This window comes from Micromonospora sp. WMMD723 (assembly GCF_049863385.1).
Lineage (GTDB): Bacteria > Actinomycetota > Actinomycetes > Mycobacteriales > Micromonosporaceae > Micromonospora > Micromonospora wenchangensis.
On sequence record NZ_JBMKNR010000001.1, the window covers coordinates 3,822,729 to 3,849,163 of the forward strand.

General features: G+C 74.6%; 24 protein-coding genes and 1 pseudogene. 13 read left to right on the top strand and 12 right to left on the bottom strand.

The window, feature by feature from the left end; translation table 11 throughout:
• Positions 1-45: 45 nt before the first annotated feature.
• Positions 46-432 (top strand): VOC family protein, encoded by a 387-nt coding sequence (locus ACN261_RS17260; protein ID WP_421486384.1) that lies wholly within the window; start codon positions 46-48, stop codon positions 430-432.
• A 99-nt stretch (positions 433-531) separates the two neighbouring features.
• Here the strand turns inward: ACN261_RS17260 and ACN261_RS17265 are convergent, their stop codons facing one another.
• The 6 genes from ACN261_RS17265 to ACN261_RS17290 form a co-directional block, all read right to left on the bottom strand.
• Positions 532-1,263: a hypothetical protein gene (locus ACN261_RS17265; protein ID WP_421486385.1), complete on the bottom strand. Its 732-nt coding sequence runs from the start codon at positions 1,261-1,263 to the stop codon at positions 532-534.
• Positions 1,264-1,440: 177 nt separating this feature from the next.
• Positions 1,441-2,715 carry a hypothetical protein gene (locus ACN261_RS17270; protein ID WP_421486386.1) on the bottom strand — a complete coding sequence of 425 codons (1,275 nt, stop codon included), beginning with the start codon at positions 2,713-2,715 and terminating at the stop codon, positions 1,441-1,443.
• 168 nt (positions 2,716-2,883) lie between these two features.
• Positions 2,884-4,950: a 3-hydroxyacyl-CoA dehydrogenase NAD-binding domain-containing protein gene (locus ACN261_RS17275; protein ID WP_425851041.1), complete on the bottom strand. Its 2,067-nt coding sequence runs from the start codon at positions 4,948-4,950 to the stop codon at positions 2,884-2,886.
• Positions 4,947-6,143: a thiolase family protein gene (locus ACN261_RS17280; protein ID WP_421486388.1), complete on the bottom strand. Its 1,197-nt coding sequence runs from the start codon at positions 6,141-6,143 to the stop codon at positions 4,947-4,949. The genes ACN261_RS17275 and ACN261_RS17280 overlap by 4 nt, the downstream gene beginning before the upstream one ends.
• A 212-nt stretch (positions 6,144-6,355) precedes the next feature.
• Positions 6,356-7,672, bottom strand: coding sequence for a ribonuclease D (locus ACN261_RS17285; protein WP_421486389.1), 1,317 nt, complete (start codon positions 7,670-7,672; stop codon positions 6,356-6,358).
• A 204-nt stretch (positions 7,673-7,876) separates the two neighbouring features.
• Complete coding sequence (locus ACN261_RS17290; protein ID WP_302741547.1) at positions 7,877-8,449, bottom strand: DUF3000 domain-containing protein; 573 nt, start codon at positions 8,447-8,449, stop codon at positions 7,877-7,879.
• Positions 8,450-8,751: 302 nt separating this feature from the next.
• On the opposite strand from ACN261_RS17290, the gene hemE reads away from it, so the two are divergent.
• From hemE to hemQ, 3 genes are read left to right on the top strand one after another with little or no spacing between them, the layout of a single operon-like run.
• Positions 8,752-9,849, top strand: coding sequence for a uroporphyrinogen decarboxylase (gene hemE, locus ACN261_RS17295; protein ID WP_421486391.1), 1,098 nt, complete (start codon positions 8,752-8,754; stop codon positions 9,847-9,849).
• A 3-nt stretch (positions 9,850-9,852) separates the two neighbouring features.
• Positions 9,853-11,265 carry a protoporphyrinogen oxidase gene (hemG, locus tag ACN261_RS17300; RefSeq protein ID WP_425851044.1) on the top strand — a complete coding sequence of 471 codons (1,413 nt, stop codon included), beginning with the start codon at positions 9,853-9,855 and terminating at the stop codon, positions 11,263-11,265.
• Positions 11,262-11,975 (top strand): hydrogen peroxide-dependent heme synthase, encoded by a 714-nt coding sequence (gene hemQ, locus ACN261_RS17305; RefSeq protein WP_204924003.1) that lies wholly within the window; start codon positions 11,262-11,264, stop codon positions 11,973-11,975. Before hemG ends, hemQ begins: the two co-directional genes overlap by 4 nt.
• Positions 11,976-12,105: 130 nt before the next feature.
• Here hemQ and ACN261_RS17310 read toward each other — a convergent pair whose 3' ends face one another.
• From ACN261_RS17310 to ACN261_RS17320, 3 genes are all read right to left on the bottom strand, one after another.
• Entirely contained in the window at positions 12,106-13,224 is a 1,119-nt protein-coding gene (locus tag ACN261_RS17310; RefSeq protein WP_425851047.1) for a lytic polysaccharide monooxygenase auxiliary activity family 9 protein, read from the bottom strand.
• 119 nt (positions 13,225-13,343) lie between these two features.
• Positions 13,344-13,808, bottom strand: a complete 465-nt coding sequence (locus ACN261_RS17315; protein ID WP_421486396.1) for a GNAT family N-acetyltransferase — start codon at positions 13,806-13,808, stop codon at positions 13,344-13,346.
• A gap of 110 nt (positions 13,809-13,918) precedes the next feature.
• Positions 13,919-14,176, bottom strand: coding sequence for a Prokaryotic metallothionein (locus ACN261_RS17320; protein ID WP_088645482.1), 258 nt, complete (start codon positions 14,174-14,176; stop codon positions 13,919-13,921).
• A gap of 157 nt (positions 14,177-14,333) precedes the next feature.
• On the opposite strand from ACN261_RS17320, the gene ACN261_RS17325 reads away from it, so the two are divergent.
• Complete coding sequence (locus tag ACN261_RS17325; protein WP_421486398.1) at positions 14,334-14,609, top strand: isoamylase early set domain-containing protein; 276 nt, start codon at positions 14,334-14,336, stop codon at positions 14,607-14,609.
• Positions 14,610-14,688: 79 nt separating this feature from the next.
• Here ACN261_RS17325 and msrB read toward each other — a convergent pair whose 3' ends face one another.
• The gene (gene msrB, locus ACN261_RS17330) at positions 14,689-15,099 is read right to left on the bottom strand and encodes a peptide-methionine (R)-S-oxide reductase MsrB (RefSeq protein ID WP_421486400.1); all 411 of its coding nucleotides are present in this window, start codon (positions 15,097-15,099) and stop codon (positions 14,689-14,691) included.
• A gap of 47 nt (positions 15,100-15,146) precedes the next feature.
• On the opposite strand from msrB, the gene ligD reads away from it, so the two are divergent.
• Entirely contained in the window at positions 15,147-16,187 is a 1,041-nt protein-coding gene (gene ligD / locus ACN261_RS17335) for a non-homologous end-joining DNA ligase (RefSeq protein WP_425851049.1), read from the top strand.
• 345 nt (positions 16,188-16,532) lie between these two features.
• Positions 16,533-16,688 carry a hypothetical protein gene (locus ACN261_RS17340; RefSeq protein ID WP_363656503.1) on the top strand — a complete coding sequence of 52 codons (156 nt, stop codon included), beginning with the start codon at positions 16,533-16,535 and terminating at the stop codon, positions 16,686-16,688.
• Between the two features lie 109 nt (positions 16,689-16,797).
• On the opposite strand, the pseudogene ACN261_RS17345 reads toward ACN261_RS17340, so the two are convergent.
• Positions 16,798-17,031: pseudogene (locus ACN261_RS17345) on the bottom strand (hypothetical protein); the annotation flags it as partial.
• Positions 17,032-17,185: 154 nt separating this feature from the next.
• Between ACN261_RS17345 and ACN261_RS17350 the strand changes: the two are divergent.
• On the top strand, positions 17,186-17,374 hold the full coding sequence (locus ACN261_RS17350) for a hypothetical protein (protein WP_425851050.1): 189 nt from the start codon (positions 17,186-17,188) through the stop codon (positions 17,372-17,374).
• A 14-nt stretch (positions 17,375-17,388) separates the two neighbouring features.
• A complete protein-coding gene (locus tag ACN261_RS17355) occupies positions 17,389-17,976 on the top strand; it encodes a GNAT family N-acetyltransferase (RefSeq protein ID WP_425851052.1) in 588 nt (195 codons plus the stop codon).
• Between the two features lie 390 nt (positions 17,977-18,366).
• Here the strand turns inward: ACN261_RS17355 and ACN261_RS17360 are convergent, their stop codons facing one another.
• Entirely contained in the window at positions 18,367-18,660 is a 294-nt protein-coding gene (locus ACN261_RS17360) for a hypothetical protein (RefSeq protein ID WP_402890847.1), read from the bottom strand.
• A gap of 140 nt (positions 18,661-18,800) precedes the next feature.
• Here ACN261_RS17360 and ACN261_RS17365 point away from each other — a divergent pair, with 140 nt between their 5' ends.
• From ACN261_RS17365 to ACN261_RS17380, 4 genes are read left to right on the top strand one after another with little or no spacing between them, the layout of a single operon-like run.
• Positions 18,801-21,986: an FtsX-like permease family protein gene (locus tag ACN261_RS17365; RefSeq protein ID WP_425851054.1), complete on the top strand. Its 3,186-nt coding sequence runs from the start codon at positions 18,801-18,803 to the stop codon at positions 21,984-21,986.
• A 43-nt stretch (positions 21,987-22,029) separates the two neighbouring features.
• Complete coding sequence (locus ACN261_RS17370) at positions 22,030-24,720, top strand: FtsX-like permease family protein (RefSeq protein ID WP_425851056.1); 2,691 nt, start codon at positions 22,030-22,032, stop codon at positions 24,718-24,720.
• Position 24,721: 1 nt separating this feature from the next.
• Positions 24,722-25,720: an ABC transporter ATP-binding protein gene (locus ACN261_RS17375; RefSeq protein WP_204924014.1), complete on the top strand. Its 999-nt coding sequence runs from the start codon at positions 24,722-24,724 to the stop codon at positions 25,718-25,720.
• Positions 25,717-26,433, top strand: a complete 717-nt coding sequence (locus tag ACN261_RS17380) for an ABC transporter ATP-binding protein (protein ID WP_425851058.1) — start codon at positions 25,717-25,719, stop codon at positions 26,431-26,433. Before ACN261_RS17375 ends, ACN261_RS17380 begins: the two co-directional genes overlap by 4 nt.
• Positions 26,434-26,435 lie beyond the last annotated feature (2 nt).

Here is a 26,435-nt window from a genome sequence, read left to right on the forward strand (position 1 = left end):
ACCGCACGTCACGGGGCGCGTTCCACTGCTGCGAAAGGCAGACCCGTGAGCGCACGGATCCACAACATCGGTATCGACTGTCACGACACCTACGCCCTGGCTGGCTTCTGGGCGCAGGTCTTCGAGTGCCCCCGCCAGCCCGACGACCACCCCGGTGACCCGGAGGCGATGCTGTTGCCGCCGGGCGGGCCGGAGGTGCTCTTCCTGGCCGTGCCGGAGGGCAAGTCGGTGAAGAACCGCCTGCACCTCGACCTGGAGCCGGTCGACCGGACCCGGGACGAGGAGGTCGCGCGGCTGCTGGCCGTCGGTGCCGTGCAGGTCGACGACCAGCGTCGGCCCGACGGCACCGGCTGGGTGGTGCTGGCCGACCCGGAGGGCAACGAGTTCTGCGTGCTGCGCAGCGCCGCCGAGCGGGCCGCCACCTCCGGCTGACCGTCGGCCCGGCCGAGCCGCCGGCGGGCCGTGGCCTGGACGCCGACGGGCCCCGTCCACCGTGGGGTGGACGGGGCCCGTCGGGGCGACCCCGGTGGGTCAGCCCTTCTTCTCGATCTGCCCGCGCATGGTGACGAACTCGGACTTCAGCTCGGCGGCCGACTTGTAGTACTGGACGATCAGGCCCACGCTGCCCCGGTCGGCCCAGATGCAGACGCCCAGCGGGACGCCCTCGCTCTTGCCGTCGCCGCACTTGGCGTCGCCACCGAGCGGGCCGGCGTCGACGGCCGCCATGTTGGTGACGTTGAGCTGGCTGGAGATGCCGTTGACGGCGTCGTCGAGTTCCTTCTTGGGGTCGACCATCACACCGGACGCGGCGGCGATCATCAGCAGGTCCCGCTTGGCCGGGTCACCGTAGAAGGCACCTGCGGTGCTCGTCTCGTTCTGCACCGACTTCTTCATCTCGGTGACCAGGCTGTCGGCGACCGCCTTCAGGCCCGGCTCGGTGACCTGCGGGCGACCGGCCAGGGTGGCGGGGGCGGACACGGTCGTGTTGGCGGCGTCCACCGCCTCCTTGACGTCGTCCTTGAGGGCGAAGGCGGCGATCGCCGCGCCGCCGAGGCAGAGCACCAGCAGTACGGCCAGCACGATCAGCACGATCTTGCCGACGGACCGCTTCTTCGCCGGCGCGGGCGGGGCGGCGTACGGGGTGGCTCCGACGCCGTCCGGCTGCTGCGGGAAGCCGCCCTGCGGTGCCGGCGGCGGGTAGCCGCCCTGCGGCGCGTCGCCGTCCGGCTGGTGGGCGGGAGGGGTGGTCGGGGGCTGGGACATCAGATCGGCTCCAGAGATCGTTTGTTGAGGCCGGGTGATCTTAGCCAGCCCGACCGACATCCCTCGCCGCCGACCGGTCCGCCCGGGTCCGCCCCGAGGTCACCGCCGCGACTGGGGCGCGGACAGCCGCAGGGGCGGCCACGAGGTCCGGTGGACCCGTGACCGCCCCCGGGCGGATCAGTCCCGCTTCTCGATCTGACCCCGGATGGCGACGAACTCGGACTTCGCCTTGGCCGCCGAGGAGAAGTACATGACGACCATGCCGACGCTGCCGTGGTCGGCCCAGACGCAGACGCCGAGCGCGATGCCGGACGCCTTGCCGTCACCGCACTTCGCGACCCCGCCCAGCGGGCCCGGGTCGATGGTGGACATCTTGGTGACCGAGAGCGAACTGCCCAGCCCCTTGACCGCGTCGTCCAGCTCCTGCTCGGGGAGGATGACCGGGCCGGACGCGCCCGCCATCATCACCATGTTCTTGCTGGCCGGGCTGCCGTAGAACGCGCTCACCGCGCCCGTCTCGTTGCGGACCTCGGATTTCATGTCGCGGACCATCTGGTCGGCGATCCGGCGCAACTCCGGGTCGGTGCTCTTGGACCGGCCACCGAGGGTCGACGGGGTCACCAGCCGGATCGGACCCGGGTCGTCGGCGCTCTCGGTGGGGGTCGGCTCGGGGGTCGGACTGTCGGTCTCGACGGGGGTGGGACTCGGGGTGGGCGACGTGACCGCGGTGGGCGTGGGCGACGGGGTCGGCGTCTTCGGGTCGTCGTCGTCGCTCAGGGCGACCCAGGTGAGACCGCCGCCACCGAGGCAGAGCACCAGGAGCCCGGCGAGCCCCAGCGACAGCAGCAGCGGCAGCTTCGACCGCTGGGGCGCGGGAGCGTGCGGGGGGCCCGGTGGGGAACTGAACGGCGCGCCGCCGAATCCGGCGTACTGCTGCGCGGCCGGGTCGGGGTAGCCGCCCGACCCGGCGGCACCCGGGTAGCCCGGTTGCGGGCCTGGGTAACCGGGCTGCGGGGTGCCGGGATAGCCGGACGGGGCCGCGCCCGGGTAGCCGGGCTGCGGGGTCGCCTGGTAGCCGGGCTGCGGGGCACCCGGATAGCCGGACGGTGGAGTGGCGGGCGGGCCGGAGTGGGGAGCGCCGGGGTAGCCCGACGGTGGGGTGGCGGGCGGCCCGGAGTGCGGGGCGCCGGGGTAGCCGCCCTGCGCCGGGTCGGACTGCGGCCAGCCGCCGTACTGCGGGCCGGGATAGGCGTCGGCCGGCGGGCCCGACTGCGGATCGGCCGGCCACCCGCCGGGCTGCGATCCCGCCGGGTACGGCGTGGTGGGCCAGCCGCCACCCTGCGGCGGGGTGTGCGGGCCCTCGGGCGGCACCGGAGGGCCGTCGGAGTAGTGACCGGTGGGCGAGCCGTGCTCCGGCTGCCCGGACCAGGGATCGACCGGCGGTGAGGTCATCAGATCAGCTCCAGGCGAGGGTGAGAACGCGTGATGGTAGCCAGACGGAGCCCGGCCGCGCAGCCCCCCGAGTCTGACGAGGGTACGCAAACGACGATCGCGGTGGCCACGATATCCCGGGGGGAGGACATCGGCGGCCACCGCGATCGGCGGGGGAGCGGGGATGGTTCAGGCGCGCAGGCTGGCGGCCCCACGGGGCAGGAAACGCCGCCCGGTGACCCGCTCGGAGGTGCCGGTCCGGTCCAGGTACGGGGTGATCCCGCCCAGGTGGAACGGCCAACCGGCACCGAGGATCATGCACAGGTCGATGTCCTGCGCCTCGGCGACGACGCCCTCGTCGAGCATCAGCCGGATCTCCTGCGCCAGCGCGTCGAGGGCGTTCTGCCGGACCTGCTCGGCGGTGAGTGGCTGGTCTCCGACGACGAGCAGCTTGGCCACCTCGTCGTTGATCCGGTCCTCGACGACGATCGGCTGACCCGAGTCGGCGATCCGACGGAGATTCTCGCTGACGTCGAACCGGTCCGGGTACGCCGCGTGCAGGGTGCCGCCCACGTGGTACGCCACCGCCGGCCCGACCAGCTGGAGCAGGGCGAGCGGGCGCATCGGCAGCCCCAGCGGGTCCAGCGCGCTGTCCGCCACGTCGAGCGGGGTGCCGGCGTCGACGGCGGCGAACACGGTGCCCAGGAAGCGGGTGAGCAGCCGGTTGACCACGAACGCCGGGGCGTCGGAGACCAGCACCGAGGACTTCTTCAACTGCTTGCCCACGGCGAACGCGGTGGCCAGGGTGGCGTCGTCGGTCCGCTCGCCCCGGACGATCTCCAGCAGCGGCAGCACCGCCACCGGGTTGAAGAAGTGGAAGCCGACCAGCCGCTGCGGGTGCTCCAGCTCGGCGGCCATCGCGGTGATCGACAACGAGGAGGTGTTGGTGGCGAGCACCGCCTCCGGCGCGACGATCTTCTCCAGTTCGGCCCAGACCTGCTTCTTGACGTCCAGGTCCTCGAAGACGGCCTCGATGACGAAGTCGGCGTCGGCGAAGACGGACTTGTCGACCGAGCCCGAGACCAGGCCGTACAGCTTGGCGGCGGTGCCCTTGTCCATCCGGCCCTTGCTGACGGCCTTCTCGATCTGGGTGTGCACGTAGCCGACGCCCTTGTCGACCCGGGACTGGTCCAGGTCGGTCAGCACGACCGGCACCTGCAGGCGGCGGGCGAACAGCAGGGCGAGCTGGCTGGCCATCAGGCCGGCGCCGACGATGCCGACCTTGGTGACCGGCCGGGCCAGGCCCTTGTCCGGCGCGCCGGCCGGCCGCTTGGCCCGCCGCTGCACCAGGTCGAAGGCGTACAGGCCGCTGCGCAGCTCCTCCGAGAAGATCAGGTCGGCCAGCGCCTCGTCCTCGGCGGCGGTGCCGGTGGCGAAGTCGGCGTCCTTCGCCGTCTCCAGCAGGTCCAGCGCCTTGTACGCGGCCGGGACCGCGCCGTGCAGCCGCGCGTCGAGGGTCTGCCGGGCGAAGTAGAGCACGCCCGCCCACATGTCCTTGTCGACCTCGGGCCGGGTGACGGTGACCTCGCCCCGTACCACTCCGGCCGCCCACTGCAGCGACCGCTCCAGGAAGTCGGCCGGCTCCAGCAGCACGTCCGCGATGCCCATCTCGGCGGCCTGCTTCGGCTTGAGCATCTTGTTCTGCATCAGCGGGTTCTGCAGGATCACCTGGGTGGCGGCGGGGATGCCGATCAGGTTCGGCAGCAGCTGGGTGCCGCCCCAGCCGGGGATCAGGCCGAGGGAGACCTCGGGCAGGGCCAACGCCGCCGCGCCGCCGGACAGCGTCCGGTAGTGGCAGTGCAGGGCCAGTTCCAGTCCGCCGCCCATCGCCGCGCCGTTGACGAAGGCGAAGGTGGGTACGGCGCTGTCCTTGAGCCGGGCGAAGACCCGGTGGCCGAGCCGGCCGATCTCCAGCGCCTGCTCCCGGTCGGCCAGCGCGGGCAGGCTGGTGATGTCCGCGCCCACGCAGAAGATGTACGGCTTGCCGGTGACCGCGACGAACGCCGGCTCCGCGGCCAGGGCGGCGCTGATCGCCTCGTCGAGGCTGGCGAGGCCGGCCGGGCCGAAGGTGTTCGGCTTGGTGTGGTCGAGACCGTTGTCCAGGGTGATCAGGGCGGCGGGCCGGTCCAGCCCGGGCACGTTCACCTGACGCAGCAGCGCCCGGGTGACGACCTCGTTCGGTGCGCTGAGGCTCATTTGTCTGCACCCTCCCAGTTCGGGTTCTCCCAGATGACCGTGCCGCCCATGCCGATGCCGATGCACATGGCGGTGAGGCCGTAGCGCACCTCGGGGTGCTCGGCGAACTGCCTGGCGAGCTGCGTCATCAGCCGTACGCCGGAGGAGGCGAGCGGGTGACCGATGGCGATCGCGCCGCCCCACGGGTTGACCCGGGGGTCGTCGTCGGCGATGCCGAAGTGGTCGAGGAAGGCGATCACCTGCACGGCGAACGCCTCGTTCAGCTCGAACAGGCCGATGTCGTCGATGCTCAGGCCGGCGATGCGCAGCGCCTTCTCGGTCGACGGGATCGGGCCGACGCCCATCACCTCGGGCTCGACGCCGACGTAGCCGTACGACACCAGCCGCATCGCGACCGGCAGGCCCAGCTCACGGGCGGTGGCCTCGTCGGCGAGCAGGCTGGCGGTGGCACCGTCGTTGAGGCCGGCCGCGTTGCCGGCGGTGACCTTGCCGTGCGGGCGGAACGGGGTCTTCAGGGTGGCCAGCTTTTCCAGCGAGGTCTCCCGGGGCGCCTCGTCGGCGGTGGCCAGGCCCCAGCCGCCCTCGTCGTCGCGGATCGCGACCGGCACCAGGTCGGCCTGGAGCTTGCCGTCGGCGTACGCCTTGGCGGTCTTGAGCTGCGAGGCGAGCGCGAACGCGTCGGTGCGCTCCTTGGTGATGTGCGGCACCCGGTCGTGCAGGTTCTCGGCGGTGGCCCCCATCACCAGGGCGGACGGGTCGACGAGCTTCTCGGCGATGATCCGCGGGTTGGGGTCGACGCCCTCGCCCATCGGGTGCCGGCCCATGTGCTCGACGCCACCGGCGATGGCGATGTCGTACGCGCCCATCGCGATGCCACCGGCGACGGCGGTGACGGCGGTCATCGCCCCGGCGCACATCCGGTCGACGGCGAAGCCGGGGACGGTCTTGGGCAGTCCGGACAGCAGGGCGGCGGTGCGGCCGATGGTGAGGCCCTGGTCGCCGATCTGGGTGGTGGCGGCGACGGCCACCTCCTCGACCCGTTCCGGGGGCAGCTGGGGGTTGCGGCGCAGCAGCTCGCGGATGCAGCGGATGACCAGGTCGTCGGCGCGGGTGTTGGCGTACATGCCACCCGCCTTGCCGAACGGGGTGCGGACACCGTCGACGAAGACGACATCCCGAACTTCTCGGGGCACTTGGAGCCTCCTTATCGACCACGACCCGGCCGACGCGCCGCGGGGGCGGCACGGGCCGGGTGAGGGTCGGCCGGCACTGGCGTTTCCCGAGGAATGCTACTCGCCAGTAACCACAGCCGTCACCACCCCCGGTGTGGCCCACCCCACACTCCCCGACCGGGTACGCCGGTGGTGACGGCGCACCCGGGTCCCCGGCGGTGCGTGGCGGTGGCTCAGGCCCGGGGCGCGGGCAGCAGTGCCTCGGCGAGCGCGGGCAGCAGGAGCGAGAGCTGCCACTGGCGTGCGCCGTAGCCGCGCAGCACCTCGGTGACGGTGTCCACGGTGATCTCGTCGGGCGGCTGCCAGGCCAGCCGACGTACCGAGTCCGGGGTGATCAGGTTCTCCGGCGGGAGCCGGTGCTCACCGGCGACCCGGACCACCACCTCCCGGCAGCGGGCCAGCCGCCCGGCGGCCACCGGGTCGCGCTCCGCCCACCGGTGCGGTGGGGGCGGCCCCTCCACCGTCGGGGTGACCGGCAACGCGTCGTCGGCCAACTGGCGGGCCTCGTCGAGCGCCGTCAGCCAGGACCGGGCCAGCCGGCGCACCGACCGGCCGCCGAACCCGGGCAGGGTCAGCAGCGTCTTCTCGTCCTTCGGGTCCAGCTCGGCGGCGGCGATGATCGCCGAGTCGGGCAGCACCCGGCCCGGAGCGGCGTCGCGCCGCACGGCGATCTGGTCCCGGGCATACCACAGGGCCCGGACCCGGGCCTGCGCCCGCGCCCCCCGGACCCGGTGGATGCCGGAGGTCCGCCGCCACGGCTCGGCCCGCACCCGGGGCGGCCGGGTGGCCCAGGTGATCAGCGCGGCGAACTCCTCCGCCGCCCACGCCGACTTGCCCTGCGCGTGGAGTTCCGCGTCCAGCGCGTCGCGCAGGTCGACGAGCATCTCGACGTCCAGCGCCGCGTAGGTCAGCCACGACTCGGGCAGCGGACGGCTGGACCAGTCCGCCGCCGAGTGGTGCTTCTCCAGGGTGTAGCCGAGCAACTGCTCGGTCAGCGCGGCCAGGCCGACCCGCTCGAAGCCGGCCAGCCGGGCGGCCAGCTCGGTGTCGAACAACCGGCGCGGACGCAACCCCACCTCGGCCAGGCAGGCCAGATCCTGGCTGGCGGCGTGCAGCACCCACTCGGCGTCACCGATCGCCTCGTCGAGGGCGGTCAGGTCGGGCAGCGGCAGCGGGTCGATCAGCGTGGTGCCGGCCCCCTCCCGGCGCAGCTGCACCAGGTAGGCCCGCTGGCTGTAGCGGTACCCGGAGGCCCGCTCGGCGTCCAGGGCCACCGGGCCGGTGCCGGCCGCGAAGCGGGCCACGACCTCGTCCAGCTCGGCGGGGGTGGCCACCGGCTGGGGGGTGCCGTCACGGGGCGCGGTCAGCGGTACGGGCCCGCCGGAGGGCTGCTCGGTGCCCGCGTCCGCCGGCTCCGCGACGGCCGGGGGCGGAACGTCTGCCGTACGGCTTTCGGCGGCCCGACGGCGCAGGGGTGGTTCGTCGGTCACCTGACAACCCTAGTGCGCCCGGGCGACATGGTGTGCGCAGGCGGTCCGGTGTGTGTCGTGCCGGTGTCCGGCGGTGGTCCGGGCGGTGAGGACGGCCACCTCGCGTGGGGGACATTCGGCGTCGGGTGGGACGTCCCCAGGGCGTCGGGGACATCGGCTTGTGCTCCGGGCGTGTCGCGTCGCTACCGGCGGGGCGGCCGGTGGTCAGGCCGCGCCGGCCGGCCGGCGGTCGGTGAGCGCGGTGACGCCGGGCGGCGGCAACCCCGCGGTGGAGGCGAGCAGCGCGCACCAGGCCGACAGGTGCGCACCCAGGTCCTCGCCGAGTGGCGTCCAGGACGCCCGGATCTCGACGTCCCCGGCGGCGGGCGGGCCGGCCAGGTCGCCGAACCGGGTCGACACGGTCTGGGTGACCGTGCCGCCGGCCGCCCGGTAGCACGCCTGGTGCGCCTCCAACGCGTCGGTGAGCCAGGTCCAGCCCACCCCCGGCAGCAGCGGATCGGCGGCCAGGTCGACCTCCAGGTCGGCGGTCACGTAGGTGACCAGCCGCAGGGTGCCCTGCCAGGCGTCGTGCCCGGCCGGGTCGTGCAGCAGGATCAGCCGCCCGTCGGCCACCTCGTCGTCGTCGCGCAGCACGGTGGCGGAGAGGGCGAACGCGTAGGGGGCGAGCCGCTGGGGCGCGCCGACCTCCTCCAGGACGATCTCCGCCCGGGGGGTGACCGACCGCAGGCCGGCGACCGCGCGGGCGAACGTCTCCGGGAGCGCGATCGGGGGGGCCATGACCGGCAGCCTATGCCGACCCGCCGTCGCCCGCCGGGACGGCACGCCGAAGTGCCGCGTCCCGCCGTCGACCGGGACGTTCCGGTGGTCCGCGTGGCACCGTCGGCCGGGCGGACCGGCCCACGGCCGGGCGGACCGGCCCACCGGGGCCACGGCGGCCGGGCGGGGCGGGCACCCGGCCACCGCCGACCGGCGCGGGCCGTGCACCCGGGCCGCCGCCGACCGGCGCGCGCCGGGGGCGCGGGTCACAAATGGCGGCGCTGCCCGTCGGGCCCGCGCGGGTGCGTGGCACGATTGCCGCGATGACCACCGACACCACGGGCACCGCCGCCCGAGACGGAGAATCCCGCCGCAGCGGGCCGGCCGACTCGCCCTTCGTCCGGGCCTGCCGCCGGGAGTCCGTCCCGCACACCCCGGTCTGGTTCATGCGCCAGGCCGGCCGGTCCCTGCCGGAGTACCGGGAGATCAGGGCCAACGTGGGGATGCTCGACTCGTGCCGCCGGCCGGACCTGGTCGCCGAGATCACCCTCCAGCCGGTCCGCCGGCACGGCGTCGACGCGGCGATCCTGTTCAGCGACATCGTCGTCCCGGTCGCCGCGGCCGGCGTCGACCTGGACATCGTCGCCGGCACCGGGCCGGTGGTGGCCGAGCCGGTGCGCACCGTCGCCGACGTCGAGCGGGTCCACCGCATCGACCGCTCCGACGTGTCCTACGTGGACGAAGCGGTCCGGCTGCTCGTCGCCGAGCTGGGCGACACCCCGCTGATCGGCTTCGCGGGCGCGCCGTTCACCCTGGCCAGCTACCTGGTCGAGGGCGGACCGTCGCGGACCCACGCCAGGACCAAGGCGATGATGTACGGCCAGCCCGAGCTGTGGCACGCGCTCTGCGCCCGGCTCGCCGAGGTCACCCTGGCGTTCCTGCGGGTGCAGGTCGACGCCGGGGTCTCCGCCGTGCAGCTCTTCGACTCCTGGGCCGGGGCGCTGTCGGAGGCCGACTACCGCCGCTTCGTCCTGCCGCACTCCACCGCCGTGCTGTCCGGCCTGGCCGACGCGGGGGTGCCCCGGATCCACTTCGGGGTGGGCACCGCCGAACTGCTCGGCGCGATGGGGGAGGCCGGCGCCGACGTGGTCGGCGTCGACTGGCGTACCCCGCTGGACGTGGCGACCCGCCGGATCGGTCCGGACCGGGCCGTGCAGGGCAACCTCGACCCGACCGTGCTGTTCGCCCCCTGGCCGGTGATCGAGGCCGAGGTGCGGCGGATCGTCGAGCAGGGCCGGGCCGCCCCCGGTCACGTGTTCAACCTCGGTCACGGCGTGCTGCCGGAGACCGACCCCGAGGTGCTGACCCGGGTGGTCGCGCTGGTGCACGAGGTGTCCGCGCGCCGGGACGAGCAGGGCTGAGCGGTGCGGGCACGGCCGTGGCGGGTGGCGGTGGTCGGTGGCGGGATCACCGGCCTGGCCGCCGCGGTCCGGCTGCGCGACCGCGCCCCCGCCGACACCGAGATCACCGTGTACGAGCAGTCCGGCGCGCTCGGTGGCAAGCTGCGCACCGGTGAGCTGGCCGGCCGGCCGGTGGAGTTCGGCGCGGAGTCGTTCCTGATGCGGGACCCGGCCGGGGGTGAGTCCGCCGCGGTGACCCTGGCCCGCCGGCTCGGCCTGGCCGGGCGGATCGTGCACCCCACCGTCGGGCAGGCCGCGCTCGTCGTCGACGGCGGACTGCGCCCGGTCCCGGGCGGCACCCTGGTCGGCGTACCCGGGGACCTGGCGGCGGTGGCGACGGTCGCCGAGCCCACGGCGGACGCCGACCGCGACGGCGGCCGGCCGCTGCTCGACGCGGACCAGGACGTCTCGGTCGGCGCGCTGGTCCGGTCCCGGTTCGGCGAGCAGGTGGTGCAGCGGCTGGTCGACCCGATGCTCGGCGGCGTCTACGCCGGGCGGGCCGACGACCTGTCCCTGGTCACCACCATGCCGGCGCTGGCCCGCGCGGCGCGGGTGGAACACACCCTGGTCGGCGCGGTCCGGGCCGCGCAGGCCGCCGCGCCGCGCGCCCCCGGCGCACCGGTCTTCGGCACCCTGGCCGGCGGGCTGGGCACCCTGGTCGAGGCGGCGGCCACGGCCAGCGGCGCGACGATCCGCCGCAACGCGGCGGTCCGCGAGCTGGCCCCGGTCGGCGACGGCTGGCGGCTGACCGTCGGCCCGACCCGCGACCCGGAGTCGGTCGAGGCGGACGCGGTGCTGCTCACCGTGCCGGCCCGGCCCACCGCCCGGCTGCTCACCGGGTTCGCCGCGGCGCAGGCGGCGACCGTCGGCGGGCTGGACTACGCCAGCGTCGCGCTGGTCACCCTGGCGCTGCCCGCGCCGGAGCTGCCCCGGCTCTCCGGTTTCCTGGTGCCGGCGACCGAGGGGCTGCTGATCAAGGCGTCCACCTTCTTCACCACCAAGTGGGGCCACCTGGCCGCGCCGGACGGGCTGGCCCTGGTCCGCGCCTCCGTCGGCCGGTACGGCGAGGAGACCTCGCTCCAGGTCACCGACGACGACCTGCTCGCCACCGTGCACCGGGAGCTGACCCGGGTGCTCGGGGTGGCGCTGCCCACGCCGGTCGCCGGTCACGTGCAGCGCTGGGGCGGCGCGCTGCCGCAGTACGCCCCCGGTCACACCGGGCGGGTGGCGGCCGTCCGGGCGGCGCTGCGCGCGTCGCACCCCACCCTGGCGGTGGCCGGCGCGGGTTTCGACGGGGTCGGCATCCCGGTCTGCGTCCGCTCCGGCGAGAGCGCGGCCGACGAGATCATCGAAGCACTGGGAGGATCGGGTCCATGACCGAGCAGAGCACCGAGCAGTCCAACGCCGCCCGGCTCAGGGAGCTGAACGCCACCGTGCGTTACACCATGTGGTCGGTCTACCGGGCCACCGGCACCCTGCCAGCGCTGCGGGAGAACGTCACCGGCGAGGTGGAGTCGCTCTTCGAGGAGCTGGCCGGCAAGGACGTCGTGGTCCGGGGCATGTACGACGTGGCCGGGCTGCGCGCCGACGCGGACGTGATGATCTGGTGGCACTCGTCGTCCAGCGACGCCCTCCAGGACGCCTACCTGCGGTTGCGTCGGACCACCCTGGGGCGGGCGTTGACCCCGGTGTGGTCGCAGTTGGCGCTGCACCGGCCGGCGGAGTTCAACAAGAGCCACATCCCGGCCTTCCTCGCCGACGAGGCGCCCCGGCCGTACCTGTGCGTCTACCCGTTCGTCAGGTCCTACGAGTGGTACCTGCTGCCGGACGCCGAGCGGCGGGAGTTGCTGGCCGAGCACGGGAAGATGGCGCGCGGCTACCCGGACGTCCGGGCCAACACGGTCGCCTCGTTCGCCCTCGGCGACTACGAGTGGATGCTCGCCTTCGAGGCCGACGAGCTGCACCGGATCGTCGACCTGATGCGGGACCTGCGGGCCTCCGGGGCCCGCCGGCACGTCCGCGAGGAGGTCCCGTTCTACACCGGCCGGCGTCGCTCGGTCGCCGACATCGTCAACTGCCTGGTCTGACTGTCCCGCCCGCCCCGGGTCGCGGTGCCCCGGCGGTCGAGATCGTGCCCGATCGCACAGGTAGTGGCCTCCCGCCGCGCGGGAGGCCACTACCTCCGTGGTGTCGCGTCTGCTGTTCCGTGCCGACCGGTCAGACGGTCGCGGTGCAGACCGGGGTCGGGCTGGTGCCGCTGCTGCCCGAGGCGAGGAAGCCGAAGGTGGTCTTCCCGCCGGCGGCCAACGCGCCGTTGTAGTTGACGTTGCGGACGGTCACCGCAGACCCGCTGCTGGTCAGCGTGGCGTTCCACGCCTGGCTGATCTGCTGGCCCCCGGAGTACGTCCAGTTCACCGTCCAGCCCTTGATCGCCGAGGACCCGGCGGTCACGTCCACCTCACCCTGGAACCCGCCGTTCCAGCTGGAGGTCACCCGGTAGGTCGCGGTGCAGCCACCGGTCGCCGGCGGCGGGGTGGTCGGCGGGGCGGTGGTGGGCGGCGGCGTGGTCGGCGGGGCCGTGGTGGGCGGCGGGGTGGTCGGCGGCGCGGTGGTGGGCGGCGGCGTGGTCGGGTTGGTGCCGCCACCGAAGTCCACGTCACTGCACAGGTAGTACGACTGGTCCAGGTGGCTGGCCTGCCACACGGTGTAGACGATGTGCCGCCCGGTACGGCCCGGCGCGTTCACCGGGATCTGGATCGACACGCCACCGGTGTCCCTGTCCCACTGGGAGGCCGGCGTGTTGCCGATCTGCCCGGCCAGCTCCAGGTTGCCCCAGCCCAGCGGTGTGGTCGCCGAATTGAAGCCCTGCTTGGTGACGTACACCCGGATGTAGTCGGCCCCGTGGCTGGCCTGGTCGAAGAACTTCAGCCGGAAGCTGTTCGCGACCGACGTGGTCTTCCACGCGCCCACGGTGTCCAGGGCGTTGTAGCGGCCGTTCTGGGTGCGTCCGCCGCTGCACAGCTGGCCGTCCGGGATGGCGCCCTGGTGGTTGCCGGCGACCCCCTCGCGGAACAGGCCGTTCCAGTTCCACATGGCCTGCGGGTCGGCCTGCCAGGCCTGCCAGCACATCGGGTCCTCGGTGGCCATGCGCGGGTTCTGGAACTCGGCGCCCCAGCGCTCCCAGCAGCTGTAGGCGCGGAACCCCGGGTTCACCACCGCGCCGTGCGCGGACGCCGAGTTGGCCAGGGCGGTGGTGAGCAGCAGCGCGATGATCGCGCCGATGGAGAGCAGCGACCCCGCGAGCGCGGTGGGTCGTCTGCGTAGGACGGTGGACATGGAGCCTCCGAGGTGAAGGGGTCTGTCGATCGACGCCCGGACGGCCGGGAGTTGCCCCTCCCGTGCCTGCTGTGCGGCTCCCACTGCCCCCGCAGGCTTGCACAGGAAAGCGGTGTCCGTCAATGTTTCGGGCTGCCCGGCCCGCTCCGGCGCATCGGCAGGTGGGGGATGCCGTCCTCGACGTACTCCGGGCCGGTCACCGTGAAGCCGTGCCCGGCGTAGAAGCCGGCCAGGTGGGCCTGCGCCTCCAGCACGCACGGCCGGTCGCCGACCAGCCGCAACGCCTCGGTCATCAGCCGGCCGGCGAGCCCGCCGCCGCGGGCCGCCGGGGCCACCACCACCCGCCCGATCCGCACCACCCCGCCGGGGTCGGCGAGCAGCCGCAGGTAGGCCCGCACGACGCCGTCGTGGGCCAGCCAGAGGTGCCGGGTGCCGGGTTCGACGTCCCGCCCGTCCAGCTCCGGGTACGGGCAGTGCTGCTCCACGACGAACACGTCGATCCGCAACCGCAGCAGGTCGTGGAAGGTGCGTACGTCCAGCTCGGTGAAGCTGGCGACGTGGACGTCGACGGTCTGCGGTGCCATCAGGCGATGGTAGGCGGCCCGCCCGCCGGCCCGGCACGCCCCGTGGCGTCGGGGCCGGCCGGGTCGGGCCGTGGGCCAAGCCGGGTGGACGACCGGTCGGGCCTGGCTGGTCAGGCCGGGCGGGCGCCGACCGCGTCGCGGATCTCCGCGCCCAGGGCCTCCACGGCGCGGGCGCAGTGCGCGCAGCAGAAGAACCGGCCGCCGACCTCCACCCCGTGCCCGATGATCTTCACCTGGCAGTGCTCGCAGATCGGCGCGAGCTTGTGCGCCGCGCACTCGAAGGAGTCGAAGGTGTGCACGTCACCGCTGACCGTACGCACCTCGAACGCCATCCAGTAGTCGTTGCCGCAGACCTCGCAGGTAGCCACCTGTCACACCCCTCCGCATCGGACATCTGCCCCCAGGGTGCGACAGGCCGGCGGGCGCGCAGGGCGAAATGCCCCGGATCGCTTGGGTCGGACGGCGTTTCGCCCCGGCGTGTCGGGCGTTGGACCCGGTAGGACGCCCCGACCCCGGGAGGATCACGTGATCAAGCGCACCAGACTCTTCGGCACCCAGACCCGGGTCACCTTCTGCCTGCCCCGGGACACCCCGCCCGGCACGGTCAGCGTCGTCGGCTGCTTCAACGACTGGCAGCCGGGCCGGCACGAGCTGGTGCCGCGCCGGGACGGCACGCGGACGGTGACCGTCCGGCTCGGCCCCGGCGAGCACCGGTTCCGCTACCTGGCCACCGGGGGTGTCTGGCTCGACGACTCCGCCGCCGACCGGGTGGACGACGAGGGCAGCCTGCTCCTGCTCTGACCGCCCGGCGTGCCCATGCGCGGGCACGGGCGCGGGCTCGGCGTCGGTGTGGCCCTGCTCCGGTGCGGCCCGCTCCGGCTCAGCCCTGATTCGGCTCCAGCCGGATCGACACCGAGTTCACGCAGTGCCTGGTGTCCTTCGGGGTGAAGCCCTCGCCGTGGAAGACGTGCCCGAGGTGGCTGTCGCAGCGGGCGCAGCGGATCTCGGTCCGCACCATGCCGAGGCTGGTGTCCTGGATCTCCCGCACCCGGCCCGGGATGGCGTCGTCGAAGCTCGGCCAGCCGCAGTGCGAGTCGAACTTGGTGTCGCTGGAGAACAGTTCGAGCCCGCAGGCCCGGCAGTGGTAGACGCCGGGGGTCTTCGTGTCGACGTACTCGCCGGTGAAGGGGCGTTCGGTGCCGGCCTCGCGCAGCACCCGGAACTCCTCAGGGGTCAGCCGGACCCGCCACTCGTCCTCGGTGCGGGGCAGTTCGCTCTCGTCAAGACTCACCTGTCAACCGTACGTCGGATGTCGGGGGCATCGCATATGGTCGCGCCATGGCGGCCAGCGGGAAGACGACGGCGACCGAGGTCGAGGTGGCCGGGCGCAGCGTCCGGCTGAGCAGCCCGGATCGGGTGATCTTCCCGGAGCGCGGGTTCACCAAGGCCGACGTCTTCCACTACTACGTCGCGGTGGGCGAGGGCATCATGCGCGCACTGACCGACCGGCCGACCACCCTGCAACGCTTCCCCGACGGCATCGCGGGGGAGGCATTCTTCTCCAAGCGGGTGCCCACCCGGGGCGTGCCGCCGTGGGTGCAGACGGTCGGCATCACCTTCCCCAGCGGCCGGGGCGCCGACGAGCTGCGCCCGACCGACCTCGCCCACGTCGCCTGGGCCGCGCAGATGGGCACGGTGGTGTTCCACCCGTGGCCGGTCCGGGCCGCCGCCGTCGACCATCCCGACGAGCTGCGGGTGGATCTCGATCCGCAGCCCGGCACCGACTTCACCGACGCGGCGACGGCCGCCACCGAGCTGCGGGGCATCCTCGCCGAGTTGGGCGTCACCGGCTGGCCGAAGACCTCCGGCGGCCGGGGGCTGCACGTCTACCTGCGCATCGCCCCGCGGTGGACGTTCACCGAGGTGCGCCGGGCCACCATCGCGCTGGCCCGGGAGCTGGAACGGCGTCGGCCCGACCTGGTCACCACCGCCTGGTGGAAGGAGGAACGCGGGCGGCGGGTCTTCGTCGACTACAACCAGATGGCCCGGGACCGCACCATCGCCTGCGCGTACTCGCTGCGGGCCAACGCGCGGGCCACCGTCTCCACCCCGGTCACCTGGGACGAGTTGCCCGACGTCGATCCCGACGATTTCGACCTGCGGACGGTGCCGGCCAGGTTGGCCGAGCGGGGCGACCCGCACGCGGGCATCGACGACGACCCGGTCGACATCACCCCCCTGCTCGACTGGGCCGAGCGGGACGCCGGGCAGGGCCTGGGCGACCTGCCCTATCCACCCGACCATCCGAAGATGCCCGGCGAACCGAAACGGGTGCAGCCGAGTCGGGCGAAGCGCCCGGCCGACGACGCGACCGCCTGACAACCGACCGCGCGCCACCGGCGGAAATCGGAATGCCGGCGGTGGTGCCGGTACGGGGTGCCTGCCGGTAATCCGAAATCAGTTGCGCGGCATGCCACTCCCACGCGTGAAAATGGCATTCCTCCGTACTCTTTCCGGTACTGATGATTGCGCTCGACTGGTCGTCACGCCTACGGTCGAATATGAAAGGTAGGATGCGCGGAAGTCGGCTGCACTCGTGTGAACAGGGATTATGCCCTCGCTGTGGAGTGTCCGGTCGGCTGCTACCCGGCGGCGGCAGACGATTCGCCGGTCAGCGGCTCCGATTCATCCGACCGGACGCGGGCACCGGACAGGGGAATCACCATGGCGGCCACGACGAGACGAACGCAGCGGATCAGCGGGGTGCCGGGCCGGCATTCCGTGATCCTCGAATACCTCAAGATCCTGCCGGCCGTACTCACCGGGGTGGCCGCCGTCCTCGTCGCCCTCACCGGACTGCTGACCCTGCTCGTCAGATAGTTTCCGGCAGCCGGTCGGCCGGACGGTCCGCAGCCGCAGCCGCAGCCGTTTCCGGTTCCGGGGTCGCCGCCCCGGGCCGATGCCCGTCGTCCGGCCCGGACGCGTTGGCGGCCCGGGTGGACGGTCGGGCCGTCCAGGCGAGGAAACGGTCGAACAGTTCCGCCGGGGACGGAGCCGGGTTCGGATTGAGCCGCACCAGATCGGCGGTGGCCTCGAACAACTGGCTGGCCATGTAGATCGACAAGGCCACCCGGTCCCGCCGGTACTCCCTGGTCAGCAGCAGCCGGGCGGGTTGGCACGGCCAGGGCGCGGCGCACGTCCGGCAGTGCCACAGCGGGCGCATCGGCGGATGCCCGCCCACGGGCCGCCGCTGCCGACCATGAACAGGCGAAACGTTTGACTCGGTCACGCCGCCATCGTGACTCTGCCTGTTGTCTATGTCAACAGCCTGCGTAGTTGTCGGCGTCGAGAGCGATGGGTGCTGTCATTGTCAACCCGTGGACCTCGTCGGCGTGTCGGAGATCAGGACGATGCTCGGGAACGTCTCCCGACAGCGCGCGTCCGTGATCGCCAACCAGAGGAACTTCCCGGAACCCGTGGCGGTGCTGGCGATGGGCAAGGTGTGGCAGAAGGCTGACGTCGAGGCGTGGATCCGTGAGCACCGGCCGGAGCTGACGACGGACTGACTAGGCTCGGGCCGATGACCAGCCAGATCCGCCGGGCCACCGCCGTCGACCTGCCCCGCGCCGCGCGTACGCTCGCCGTCGCCTTCCACGACTACCCGTGGACGCGGTGGTCGATCCCGGCCGACGACTACCCGCGTCGACTCGAAGAGCTACAGGCCCTCTACCTGGGGCACGCCCTGGCACACGGCCTCGTCCTCGTCGCTGACGACGCTCGGGCGGTCGCCGCGTTCCTGCCTGGTGACGCGCCCGCGCCGGGGGAGGACCTCCAGGCGCGGATCGCGGAGCTGCACGGTGACCGGCTGGCGGCACTCATGGCCGTCGAGCTGCCGACGCGGCCACCCGGCGCGTGGGAACTCGCGACGTTGGGCGTCCACCCGGACCGGCGCGGTGGTGGTCTTGGCTCCGCCGTCGCCGCAGCGGGGGTGACCCTCGTCGAGGAGTCCGGCGACCCGAACGGCATCGCGCTGGAGACCTCCGACGAACGCAACGTCCGCCTCTACGAACGCCTCGGCTTCGCGGTCACGGCGCGCACCACGATCGAGGGCGGCCCGCTGGTCTGCTCCATGTACCGGCCGGCCCGCCGGACGCCGGTCCGGGGCTGACCCTGGCCGGGTCGCAAGGCGTCCCGGCCCGGCCTGGACGCCGACCCCATGATCGACGCCGGATCGGCGCGCGCTGCGATCGCCGAGGTGATCAACTCATTGTCGCTGATGTTGCGGTATGTAAGCCCTGTGACCGCACAACGTCGGCCCACGTGAGTTGATCGTAGGTTCAGTGGCCGGTGTGACCGCGCAAGGTCGGCCCACTTGAGTCGATCGTGGGTTCAGTGGCCGGTGTGATCGCGCTGCGATCGCCGGGATGATCAACTCAATGTCGCTGATGTTGCGGTATGTAAGCCGTGTGATCGCGCAACATCGGCCCACTTGAGTCGATCATGGGGTCGGTGGTCGGTGTGATCGCGCAACGTCGGCCCACTTGAGTCGATCATAGGGTCAGCGTCCGGCGGCGATCGCCTCGACCGCCTCCTTGGCGGTGCGCAGATCCGTCCCGGTCGCCTCCCGGTACGCCTTGATCGCCCGGATCTTGTCGCCCCGGGCCAAGTGCTCCCGCACCCCCGGCAGGGCCGGGCCCCGGTCCACGACGCCCAGGTGCTCCATGATCAGCCGCTGGCGGCGCTCGATCTCCACCAGCCGGAACGACACGTCGTCGCGGCGGTTGCGCAGCGGGAACTGCATCACCAGCGCCAGCACGAGGGCGAGAGTCGACAGCATCAGCGCGGTTTCCATGCCGCCGATCACACCAGATCCACGCCGCCGGACCAACCGGCGGGGCAGGGTAACGATCAAGTAACGGGTGCGAACCTTTCCCGCCGGGTCACCGCTCTTGCTCTCCGTCGGCCCGACCCCGGGCCCCGGGGAGGCAACGGATGAAGCTGGTGTGGAGGCGGGCCCGCGAGGCACGGGGACTGCTGCTCGCGGCGGTCGCCGCCGCACTGGTCGCGATCGCACTGGTCACCGGGCTGGCCGACTACAACCGGCGGGCCGTCGACGCCGGGCAGCGCGCCCTGATCACCGCCGCGCCCGTCGAGGAACGCAGCCTGCTGGTCAGCGGCTCCGGTGGCCGCGACCGCACCGAGTACGCCACCCGTGACCGGGCCGTCCGGGACGGCTTCGCCACCGCCCTCAAGGGCACCCCGATCCGGGTCTCCGCCGCCCGCTACGGCACCGGCCGGGAACTCACCGGCACCCTCGGGCCGGGCATCCGGACCGGAAAGGAACCGGTCTTCGCCACCCTCGCCACCCTGGACGACCTGGCCCGGCACGCCGACCTCGTCGACGGCGTCTGGCCGACCGCCGGGGCCGGCCCGCTCCAGGCCACCCTGCCCGAGAAGGTCGCCGGCGCGTTGGGCCTACGCACCGGCGACCGGGTACCGATGCGCGACCGCAGCGCCGACCGGCGTACCGAGGTGGTGCTCGCCGGCACCTGGCGTCCCCGCGACCCGGCCGACCCGTACTGGCGGCTCGCCCCCGGACTGGGCACCGACGCGGACGGCGACGCCACGCACGGGCCGTTCGTGCTCGACCCGGCCGACTTCGCGGCCACCTTCCCCGGCTCGGTCTCCGCCGCCTGGGTGGTCGCGCCCGACCTGACCGCCGTCGGGGCGGACCGGCTGGCGGCGCTGCGCCGGGCCGTCGCCACCGCCGCGACCGGGGTGCCCGAGGCGGCCGGGCTCGGCTCGTCGGCCCAGGCGGTGACCACCCTCGACCGGCTCATCGACCGGATCAGCCGGGCCGACCTGGCTGGCCGCTCGGCCCTGGCCACCCCGCTGCTGCTGATCGTGGTCCTCGGCGGGTACGCGCTGGTGCTGATCGCCGCCCTGCTGCACGAGGACCGGCGCGCCCAGACCGCGCTGCTGCGGGCCCGGGGTGCGGCCCGCCGGCAACTCGCCGGCCTCGCCGCCCGGGAGGCGACCCTGGTGGTCGTCCCCGCCGCCCTGCTCGGGCCCCTGCTCGCCGGCGGGGCGCTGCGCCGGGTCGCCGCCGACGGCCCGGTCGACCTCGGCGGTGCCGTCGGCGGCGGCCGGTGGGTCTGGGCGGCGGCCCTGGTCACCGCCGCCGGCTGCCTCGTCGCGATGGTCGCCCCCACCCTGCGCGGCGCGGGCACCTACGTGGCCGACCTGGCCGCCCGGTCCCGCCCCGACCGGGTCACCACCGTCAGCCGGGCCGGACTCGACCTGGCCCTGGTCGCCTTCGCCGTCCTCGCCTGGGTGCAACTGCGCCGCTACTCCTCACCGCTGGCCGGTGCCGGCAACGACCTCGGCCTCGACCCGCTGCTGGTGGCCGCGCCGACCCTGGGGGTGCTGGCCGGGGCGGTGGTGGCGTTACGGCTGCTGCCGCCGGCCACCCGGTTCGCCGAACGGTTCGTCGACAGGCGACCGTGGACCGCGACCATCTTCGGCATGTGGCAGGCCGGGCGGCGGCCACACGCCGGGCCGGTGCTGCTGCTCGCCCTCGCCGTCGGCGGCAGCACCCTGGCCTGGTCGCTCGTCGCCACCGGGGAACGGTCCCAGGTCGACCAGGCCGACCACCGCGTCGGCGCGGACCTGCGGCTGGTCGAACGCACAGGCGTCGCCCCCGTCGACCGGGCCGCCGCGCTCGCCGCGCTGCCCGGCGTCGACCGGGCGCTGCCGGCCTGGCGGGACGACATCCGGGTCGGCCGGGACGACCGGCAGGCCACCGTGCTCGGCCTGGACACCGCACAGGCAGCCGAGGTGGCCAAGCTCAGCGACCGGCTCGCCGACCGGCCCGCGCGGGAACTGTTCGCGCAGTTGACCGCCGCCCGGGGACCGGCCCTCGGGCAGCCGCTGCCGGCCGACGCCCGCAGCCTCACCGGCACCGTGAGCACCCCCGTCGACCAGGCCGTCGTCCCGCACCGGATCGCCGTGTCGGTGCTGCTCACCCGGGCCGACGGGCTGGCCTACCGGCTGCCCGTGGCGCGCACCGGCAGCGACGGGCGGGCCACCGGGTTCCGGGTCGACCTGCCCGCCGTCACGGGACTGCGGCTGGCCGGGTTCGAGGCCGACGGCGGGGACGTCGCCGGCACCGCGTACGCGCTGAAGGTGCGGGACCTGCGCACCGTCGGCCCGGATGCCCGGTCCACCACGTTCACACCCACCGGCCGGTGGCGGGTGGCCGCCGCCGAGTCCGCCGGGAGCAGCACCGCCACCGCCGACGACGCCGGACTGACCGCCACCCACCCCGTCGGCTTCCTCGACGGCGGCCGGTACGCCTACCAGCCGGCGTCCCGCTTCGCGGTGGTGCCGGACGGCCCGGACACCGCCGTACCGGCCGTGATGAGCCCGGCCGTGCGGGCCGCGCTCAACGTCCGGCCCGGGGAGACCGTGCAGCTGACCCTGTCCGGGGTCTCCCTGCCGGTGCGCCTGGTCGGGGAGGTGACCGCGCTGCCCGCCACCGCCGGGGACGGGGTGCTGCTCGACCTGCCCGCCGCCACCGACTGGCTGATCCGCAACTCGGGCACCGTCCGGCCGGTACCCGAGTGGTGGCTGCGGACCGACGCCACCGCCCACGGCGAGGCGACCCGGGCCGCCGCCGCGCTACCCGGGACGACCCTGCTGGACCGCCGGCAGGCCGCCGCCGTGGCCGCCGACGACCCGTACTGGCAGGGGGCCCGGACCGGGTTGCTGGCCGCCGCCCTCGGCTCGGTGCTGCTCGCCCTGGTCGGCCTGGTGGTCGACGTGTGGGCCACCGCCCGGCACCGGCTCGGCGAGTTCTCGGTGCTGCACACCCTCGGCGCGTCCCCCCGGCTGCTGGCCCGCGCGCTGCTCGCCGAACAGACCTTCCTGGCCGGGATCGGCGTCGGCGTCGGCCTGCTGCTCGGCGCGGTCGTCGGGGCCACCATGGCACCCCTGGTGATCCTCACCCCGGCCGCCGGGCGACCCGTGCCCGCACCGACGTTCGCCCTGGCCTGGACCCCGATCGGGTGGACCGTGGCGGGACTGCTGCTGGCCGCGCTGGCCGGCAGCGCGGCGATGGCCGCCGGGCTGCGGCAGCGGGTCGCCGCCGCCCGGCTGCGCACCGGGGGAGACCGGTGAGGACCACGACGACCGGACCGCTGCACCACGGGGAGGACCAGCGATGAACATCGGCGTCGTGATCCGTCGGGTACGCGCCCACAGCGGGCAGTTCCTGCTGCTGGCCGCGTTGACCCTGGTGATCGCCCTGCTGGTCGCCGGGGTGCCGAGGGTGGCCAACCGGCTGGCCGACCAGGGGCTGCGGGAACACCTCGCCGCCGAACCCGGCGCCCGCCGCGACCTGACCTGGACCACCCGGCCCGTCGTCGACGCGCCACCGGCCAGCAGCCGGGCCGCCGACCTCGACACGTTCCAGCAACGGATGCCCGCCGACGTGCGTGCCGCCGTGGCGCACCGCTGGTACACCGCGCAGACCCCCGGCGACCTGGTCACCGGCCCCGACCTGGCCCGGGGCAACTATCTGGTGGAGTTGGGCCTGCGGGCCGCCCCCGGCATCGAGACGACCGGCACCCTGGTGCAGGGACGCTGGCCGGCCGTCCCACCCGACGACGACGCCCCGGTGCAGGTCGCCCTCGCCGCCGACGTCGCCGGCCGGTTCGGGCTGCGCGTCGGCAGCCGGCTCCGACTCGCCGCCCCCGACCCGCAGCACCCGTCCACCCCGCTGACCGTGGTCGGGACGTTCCGCCCCGTCGACCCCGCCGACGGAAGCTGGGACGCCCTGCCGTCGCTGCTCCAGGTCGGCGAGCCGGAGGGCGACGGTCAACCGTTCATCCTGGTCGGGGCGGTCGCCGTCGCCGCCCTGGACCGGCTGGCCGGGCAGGGGCGGCCGATCTCCTTCACCTGGCGCTACCGGCTCGGCGCGGACGGCATCGACGTGCGGCACATCGACCAGCTCGTCGACGGGGTGCAACGGCTGGCGCGGGCCAGCACCGCCACCGACACCGAGTTGACCCAGGGCGTCGACGTCCCGCTGCGCGAGTTCAGCCGGGCGGTCACCTCGGCGCGTACCCTGCTCGCCGTCATCGCCGCCGGGGTGCTGGCGACGCTGGCCGGGCTGGTCGTGCTGGCCGCCGCGCTGGCCGTACGCCGCCGCCGCGCCGAGTTCGTGCTGATCCGCGCCCGGGGCGGCGGGGCCACCACCGGACTGCGGCGCAGCCTCGCCGAGTCGCTGCTGGTCGTCCCGCCCGCCGCCGGGCTCGGCTGGCTGCTCGGTGGCCTGCTGCCCGGTGCGCCCGGCGGCACCGGGCCGCTCGCCGTGGGCGCGACGGTCCTGGTCACCCTGGCGCTGCCGGTGGCGACGTTGGCCGTACCGTCCGGGGTGGTCGGGCGGCGGGATCTGGGTCGGCTGCGGCCGTCCGCCCGGCGGGCCACCACCGAGGCCGCGCTGGTGCTGCTGGCCGGGCTGGCGGTGGTGCTGCTGCGGCGGCGCGGCCTCACCCCCGGCACGGTGGACCCGCTGCTGGTGTCGGTGCCGGCGCTGGTCGCGATCGCCGCGTCGGTGCTGGCGCTGCGGCTGTACCCGTGGCCGGTGCGGCTGGCCGGCCGGCTCGCCGCGCGTACCCGGGGAAGTGTCGCCTTCCTGGGCACGGCCCGCGCCGGCCGGGCGGCGGCGGCCACCCCGCTGGTCGTGGTGGTGCTCGCGGTCGCCACCGCCGCGTTCTGCGCGGTGGTCGCCACCGGCATCGAGGACACCCGCGACGACGTCGCCACCCGCGCGGTGCCGGCGGACGCGTTGATCCGGGGCGACCGGCTCGCCCCGGACACCGGGCCGGCCCTGGAGCGGCTGCCCGGGGTGCGGGCCGCCACCGGGCTGGTCGACGAGTCGGCGCAACGCCTGGCCACCGACGCCGCCGGCACCGACGCCCGGTTGCGCGACACCAGCGTGCTGCTGGTCGACGGCCCCGGCCTGGCCCGTACGGCGCGGGCCGCCGGCCGGGACGTCCCGGTGCCCGGCCCGCTGCGCGACGCCCGGCCGGGCGACGGCCCGCTGCCGGCGGTGGTCTCCCCGGCGGTCGCCGCCGACCTCGCCGACGCCGGCCTGCGGTCCGCCTTCGTCACCGTGCAGGGCCAGCGGTACGAGTTCATCCCCGCCGGCACCGTCGCCGACTTCCCGCTGGCCCGGCCGAACACCAGCCGGTACGTGGTGCTGCCCTGGCAGGCGCTGCCCCGGCGGGACAGTCCGCCGGTGCCCACCGGGTTCCTGGTGGCCGGCGACCGGCTCGACGTCGGGGCGCTGCGCCAGGCCGGGGACGAGGGTCAGCAGCGCTACCAGACCGGCGGCGCGGTCACCGGCCGGGAACGGCCCCGGGGCGTGGCGGTGCAGACCTGGTCACAGACCCGGCTGCGGCTGGGCGGCGGGGGCGCCAACGGGCTGCTGGCGTTCGGGTTCACCGCCGGGGCGGTGGCCGGTGGGGTGCTGGCGCTGCTCGCGGTCGCCTTCACCGTGCTGGCCGGGGCCCGCGCCCGGGGCGAGGTGCTGTCCCGGCTGCGCACCCTCGGGCTGTCCCGCCGGCAGTGGCGGGGGCTGCTGCTGGTGGAGTTGGCCCCGCTGGTCGGGGTGTCGGTGCTGACCGGTGCACTGGTCGGGGTGCTGCTGCCGCTGCTGCTCACCCCGCTGCTCGGCCTCGCCGCGTTCACCAACGGCACGCCGGTGCGGGTGGGGTTCGCCCCCGGTACGGTCGCCGCCACGGTCGGGCTCGGCGCGGTCGCGCTGGGCTTCGCGCTGGCGGTGGAGGCCCTGAACAACCGTCGGATGCGCCTCGGCGAGGTGCTCCGGCTCGGAGAGGAGAGCTGAGATGACCACGACCGCCCCGAACCCCGTCGTCCCGGACCTGGCCGACCTGCAACGCCGGGCGGCGCAGCGGGCGGCCGAACGGGCCGGCGGGCAGGACCGGCTGCGCGGGCACATCGTCTGCGACGGGCTGGTCCGGATCTTCAAGACCGAGGGGGTCGAGGTGGTCGCCCTCCAGGGGCTCGACCTGGTGATCGACCGGGGTGAGCTGGTGGCGATCGTCGGGGCCTCCGGCTCGGGCAAGTCGACCCTGCTCAACATCCTCTCCGGGCTGGACACCCCGACCGCCGGCATCGCCCGGGTCGCCGAGTACGACCTGCTGTCGATGTCGGCCCGCCGACGGCTGGCCTACCGGCGACGCACCGTCGGGTTCGTCTGGCAGCAGACCGGCCGGAACCTGCTGCCGTACCTGACCGCGCGGGAGAACGTGGAACTGCCGATGCGGCTGGCCCGGCGCGGCGGTGGCGCACGGGCCCGCCGGCAGCGCGCCGACGAACTGCTGGAACTGGTCGGCGTGGGGTACTGCGCGGACCGGCGGCCCGGCCAGCTCAGCGGCGGCGAACAGCAGCGCTGCGCGGTGGCGGTGGCGGTCGCCAACGACCCGGAGGTGCTCTTCGCCGACGAGCCGACCGGTGAGCTGGACGAGGCGACCGGCGCGGAGGTCTTCGCGGCGCTACGCACCATCAACGCCGAACTGGGGGTGACCGTGGTCGTGGTCACCCACGACCACGCCGTCGCCGACCAGGTCCGCCGCACCGTCGCGATCCGCGACGGCCGGACCGCCTCCGAGGTACGCCGCACCGCCCGCGTCGGCGTCGACGGCAGCACCGAACTGGTCAGCGAGGAGTACGCGGTGCTGGACCGGACCGGCCGGATGCAGCTACCGGCGCCGTTCGTGGAGGCGCTGGCCCTGCGCGACCGGGTCCGCCTCGACCTCGCCCCGGACCACGTGCAGGTCCGCCCCGGCGACCGGACGCCGCAACCCAACGGGAGTGACGCATGAGCGAGCAGGTTTCCGTCCGGGCCGCCGACCCGGTCACCGACGAGGTGGTCCGGGTCGAGCAGGTGAGCCGCACGTTCGGCCGGGGACGGCACGCCGTGCACGCCGTCCGCGACGTCTCCTTCACCGCCGCCCGGGGCGAACTGGTGGCGGTGCGGGGGCGCTCCGGCGCCGGCAAGACCACCCTGCTCAACCTGGTCGGCGGGTTGGACCGGCCGGACGCCGGCCGGGTGCGGGTGGCCGGGTACGACGTCACCGCCGCCGGTGAGGCCGAGCTGCTGCGGCTGCGCCGGGGCACCGTCGGTTTCGTGTTCCAGACCTTCGGACTGGTGCCGATCCTGTCGGCGGCGGAGAACGTCGGGGTGCCGCTGCGGCTGGCCCGGGTCCCGGCGGCGGAGCGCGAGGAACGGGTGGCGGTGCTACTGGAACTGGTGGGTCTGGGCGCGCACGCCCGACAGCGCCCGTACGAGCTGTCCGGCGGGCAGCAGCAGCGGGTCGCGGTGGCCCGCGCCCTGGCCAACGAACCCGACCTGCTGATCGCCGACGAGCCGACCGGCCAGCTCGACTCCGAGACCGGCCGGGCGATCATGGACCTGCTCCGCGCGGTGGTGCACGCCCGGGGGATGACCGCGCTGGTCGCCACCCACGACCCGGCGCTGATCGAGGTGGCCGACCGGACGCTCACCCTGCGCGACGGCCGCCTGGCCGACGACTGACC

Bases quoted from the DNA above. Each gene is read 5' to 3' on its own strand.
- ACN261_RS17265 (WP_421486385.1), bottom strand. From the start codon at position 1,263: ATGTCCCAGCCCCCGACCACCCCTCCCGCCCACCAGCCGGACGGCGAC.
- ACN261_RS17270 (WP_421486386.1), bottom strand. From the start codon at position 2,715: ATGACCTCACCGCCGGTCGATCCCTGGTCCGGGCAGCCGGAGCACGGC.
- ACN261_RS17275 (WP_425851041.1), bottom strand. From the start codon at position 4,950: ATGAGCCTCAGCGCACCGAACGAGGTCGTCACCCGGGCGCTGCTGCGT.
- ACN261_RS17290 (WP_302741547.1), bottom strand. From the start codon at position 8,449: ATGGCCCCCCCGATCGCGCTCCCGGAGACGTTCGCCCGCGCGGTCGCC.
- hemE (WP_421486391.1), top strand. From the start codon at position 8,752: ATGACCACCGACACCACGGGCACCGCCGCCCGAGACGGAGAATCCCGC.
- hemQ (WP_204924003.1), top strand. From the start codon at position 11,262: ATGACCGAGCAGAGCACCGAGCAGTCCAACGCCGCCCGGCTCAGGGAG.
- ACN261_RS17310 (WP_425851047.1), bottom strand. From the start codon at position 13,224: ATGTCCACCGTCCTACGCAGACGACCCACCGCGCTCGCGGGGTCGCTG.
- ACN261_RS17315 (WP_421486396.1), bottom strand. From the start codon at position 13,808: ATGGCACCGCAGACCGTCGACGTCCACGTCGCCAGCTTCACCGAGCTG.
- ligD (WP_425851049.1), top strand. From the start codon at position 15,147: ATGGCGGCCAGCGGGAAGACGACGGCGACCGAGGTCGAGGTGGCCGGG.
- ACN261_RS17340 (WP_363656503.1), top strand. From the start codon at position 16,533: ATGGCGGCCACGACGAGACGAACGCAGCGGATCAGCGGGGTGCCGGGC.
- ACN261_RS17355 (WP_425851052.1), top strand. From the start codon at position 17,389: ATGACCAGCCAGATCCGCCGGGCCACCGCCGTCGACCTGCCCCGCGCC.
- ACN261_RS17360 (WP_402890847.1), bottom strand. From the start codon at position 18,660: ATGGAAACCGCGCTGATGCTGTCGACTCTCGCCCTCGTGCTGGCGCTG.
- ACN261_RS17365 (WP_425851054.1), top strand. From the start codon at position 18,801: ATGAAGCTGGTGTGGAGGCGGGCCCGCGAGGCACGGGGACTGCTGCTC.
- ACN261_RS17370 (WP_425851056.1), top strand. From the start codon at position 22,030: ATGAACATCGGCGTCGTGATCCGTCGGGTACGCGCCCACAGCGGGCAG.
- ACN261_RS17375 (WP_204924014.1), top strand. From the start codon at position 24,722: ATGACCACGACCGCCCCGAACCCCGTCGTCCCGGACCTGGCCGACCTG.
- ACN261_RS17380 (WP_425851058.1), top strand. From the start codon at position 25,717: ATGAGCGAGCAGGTTTCCGTCCGGGCCGCCGACCCGGTCACCGACGAG.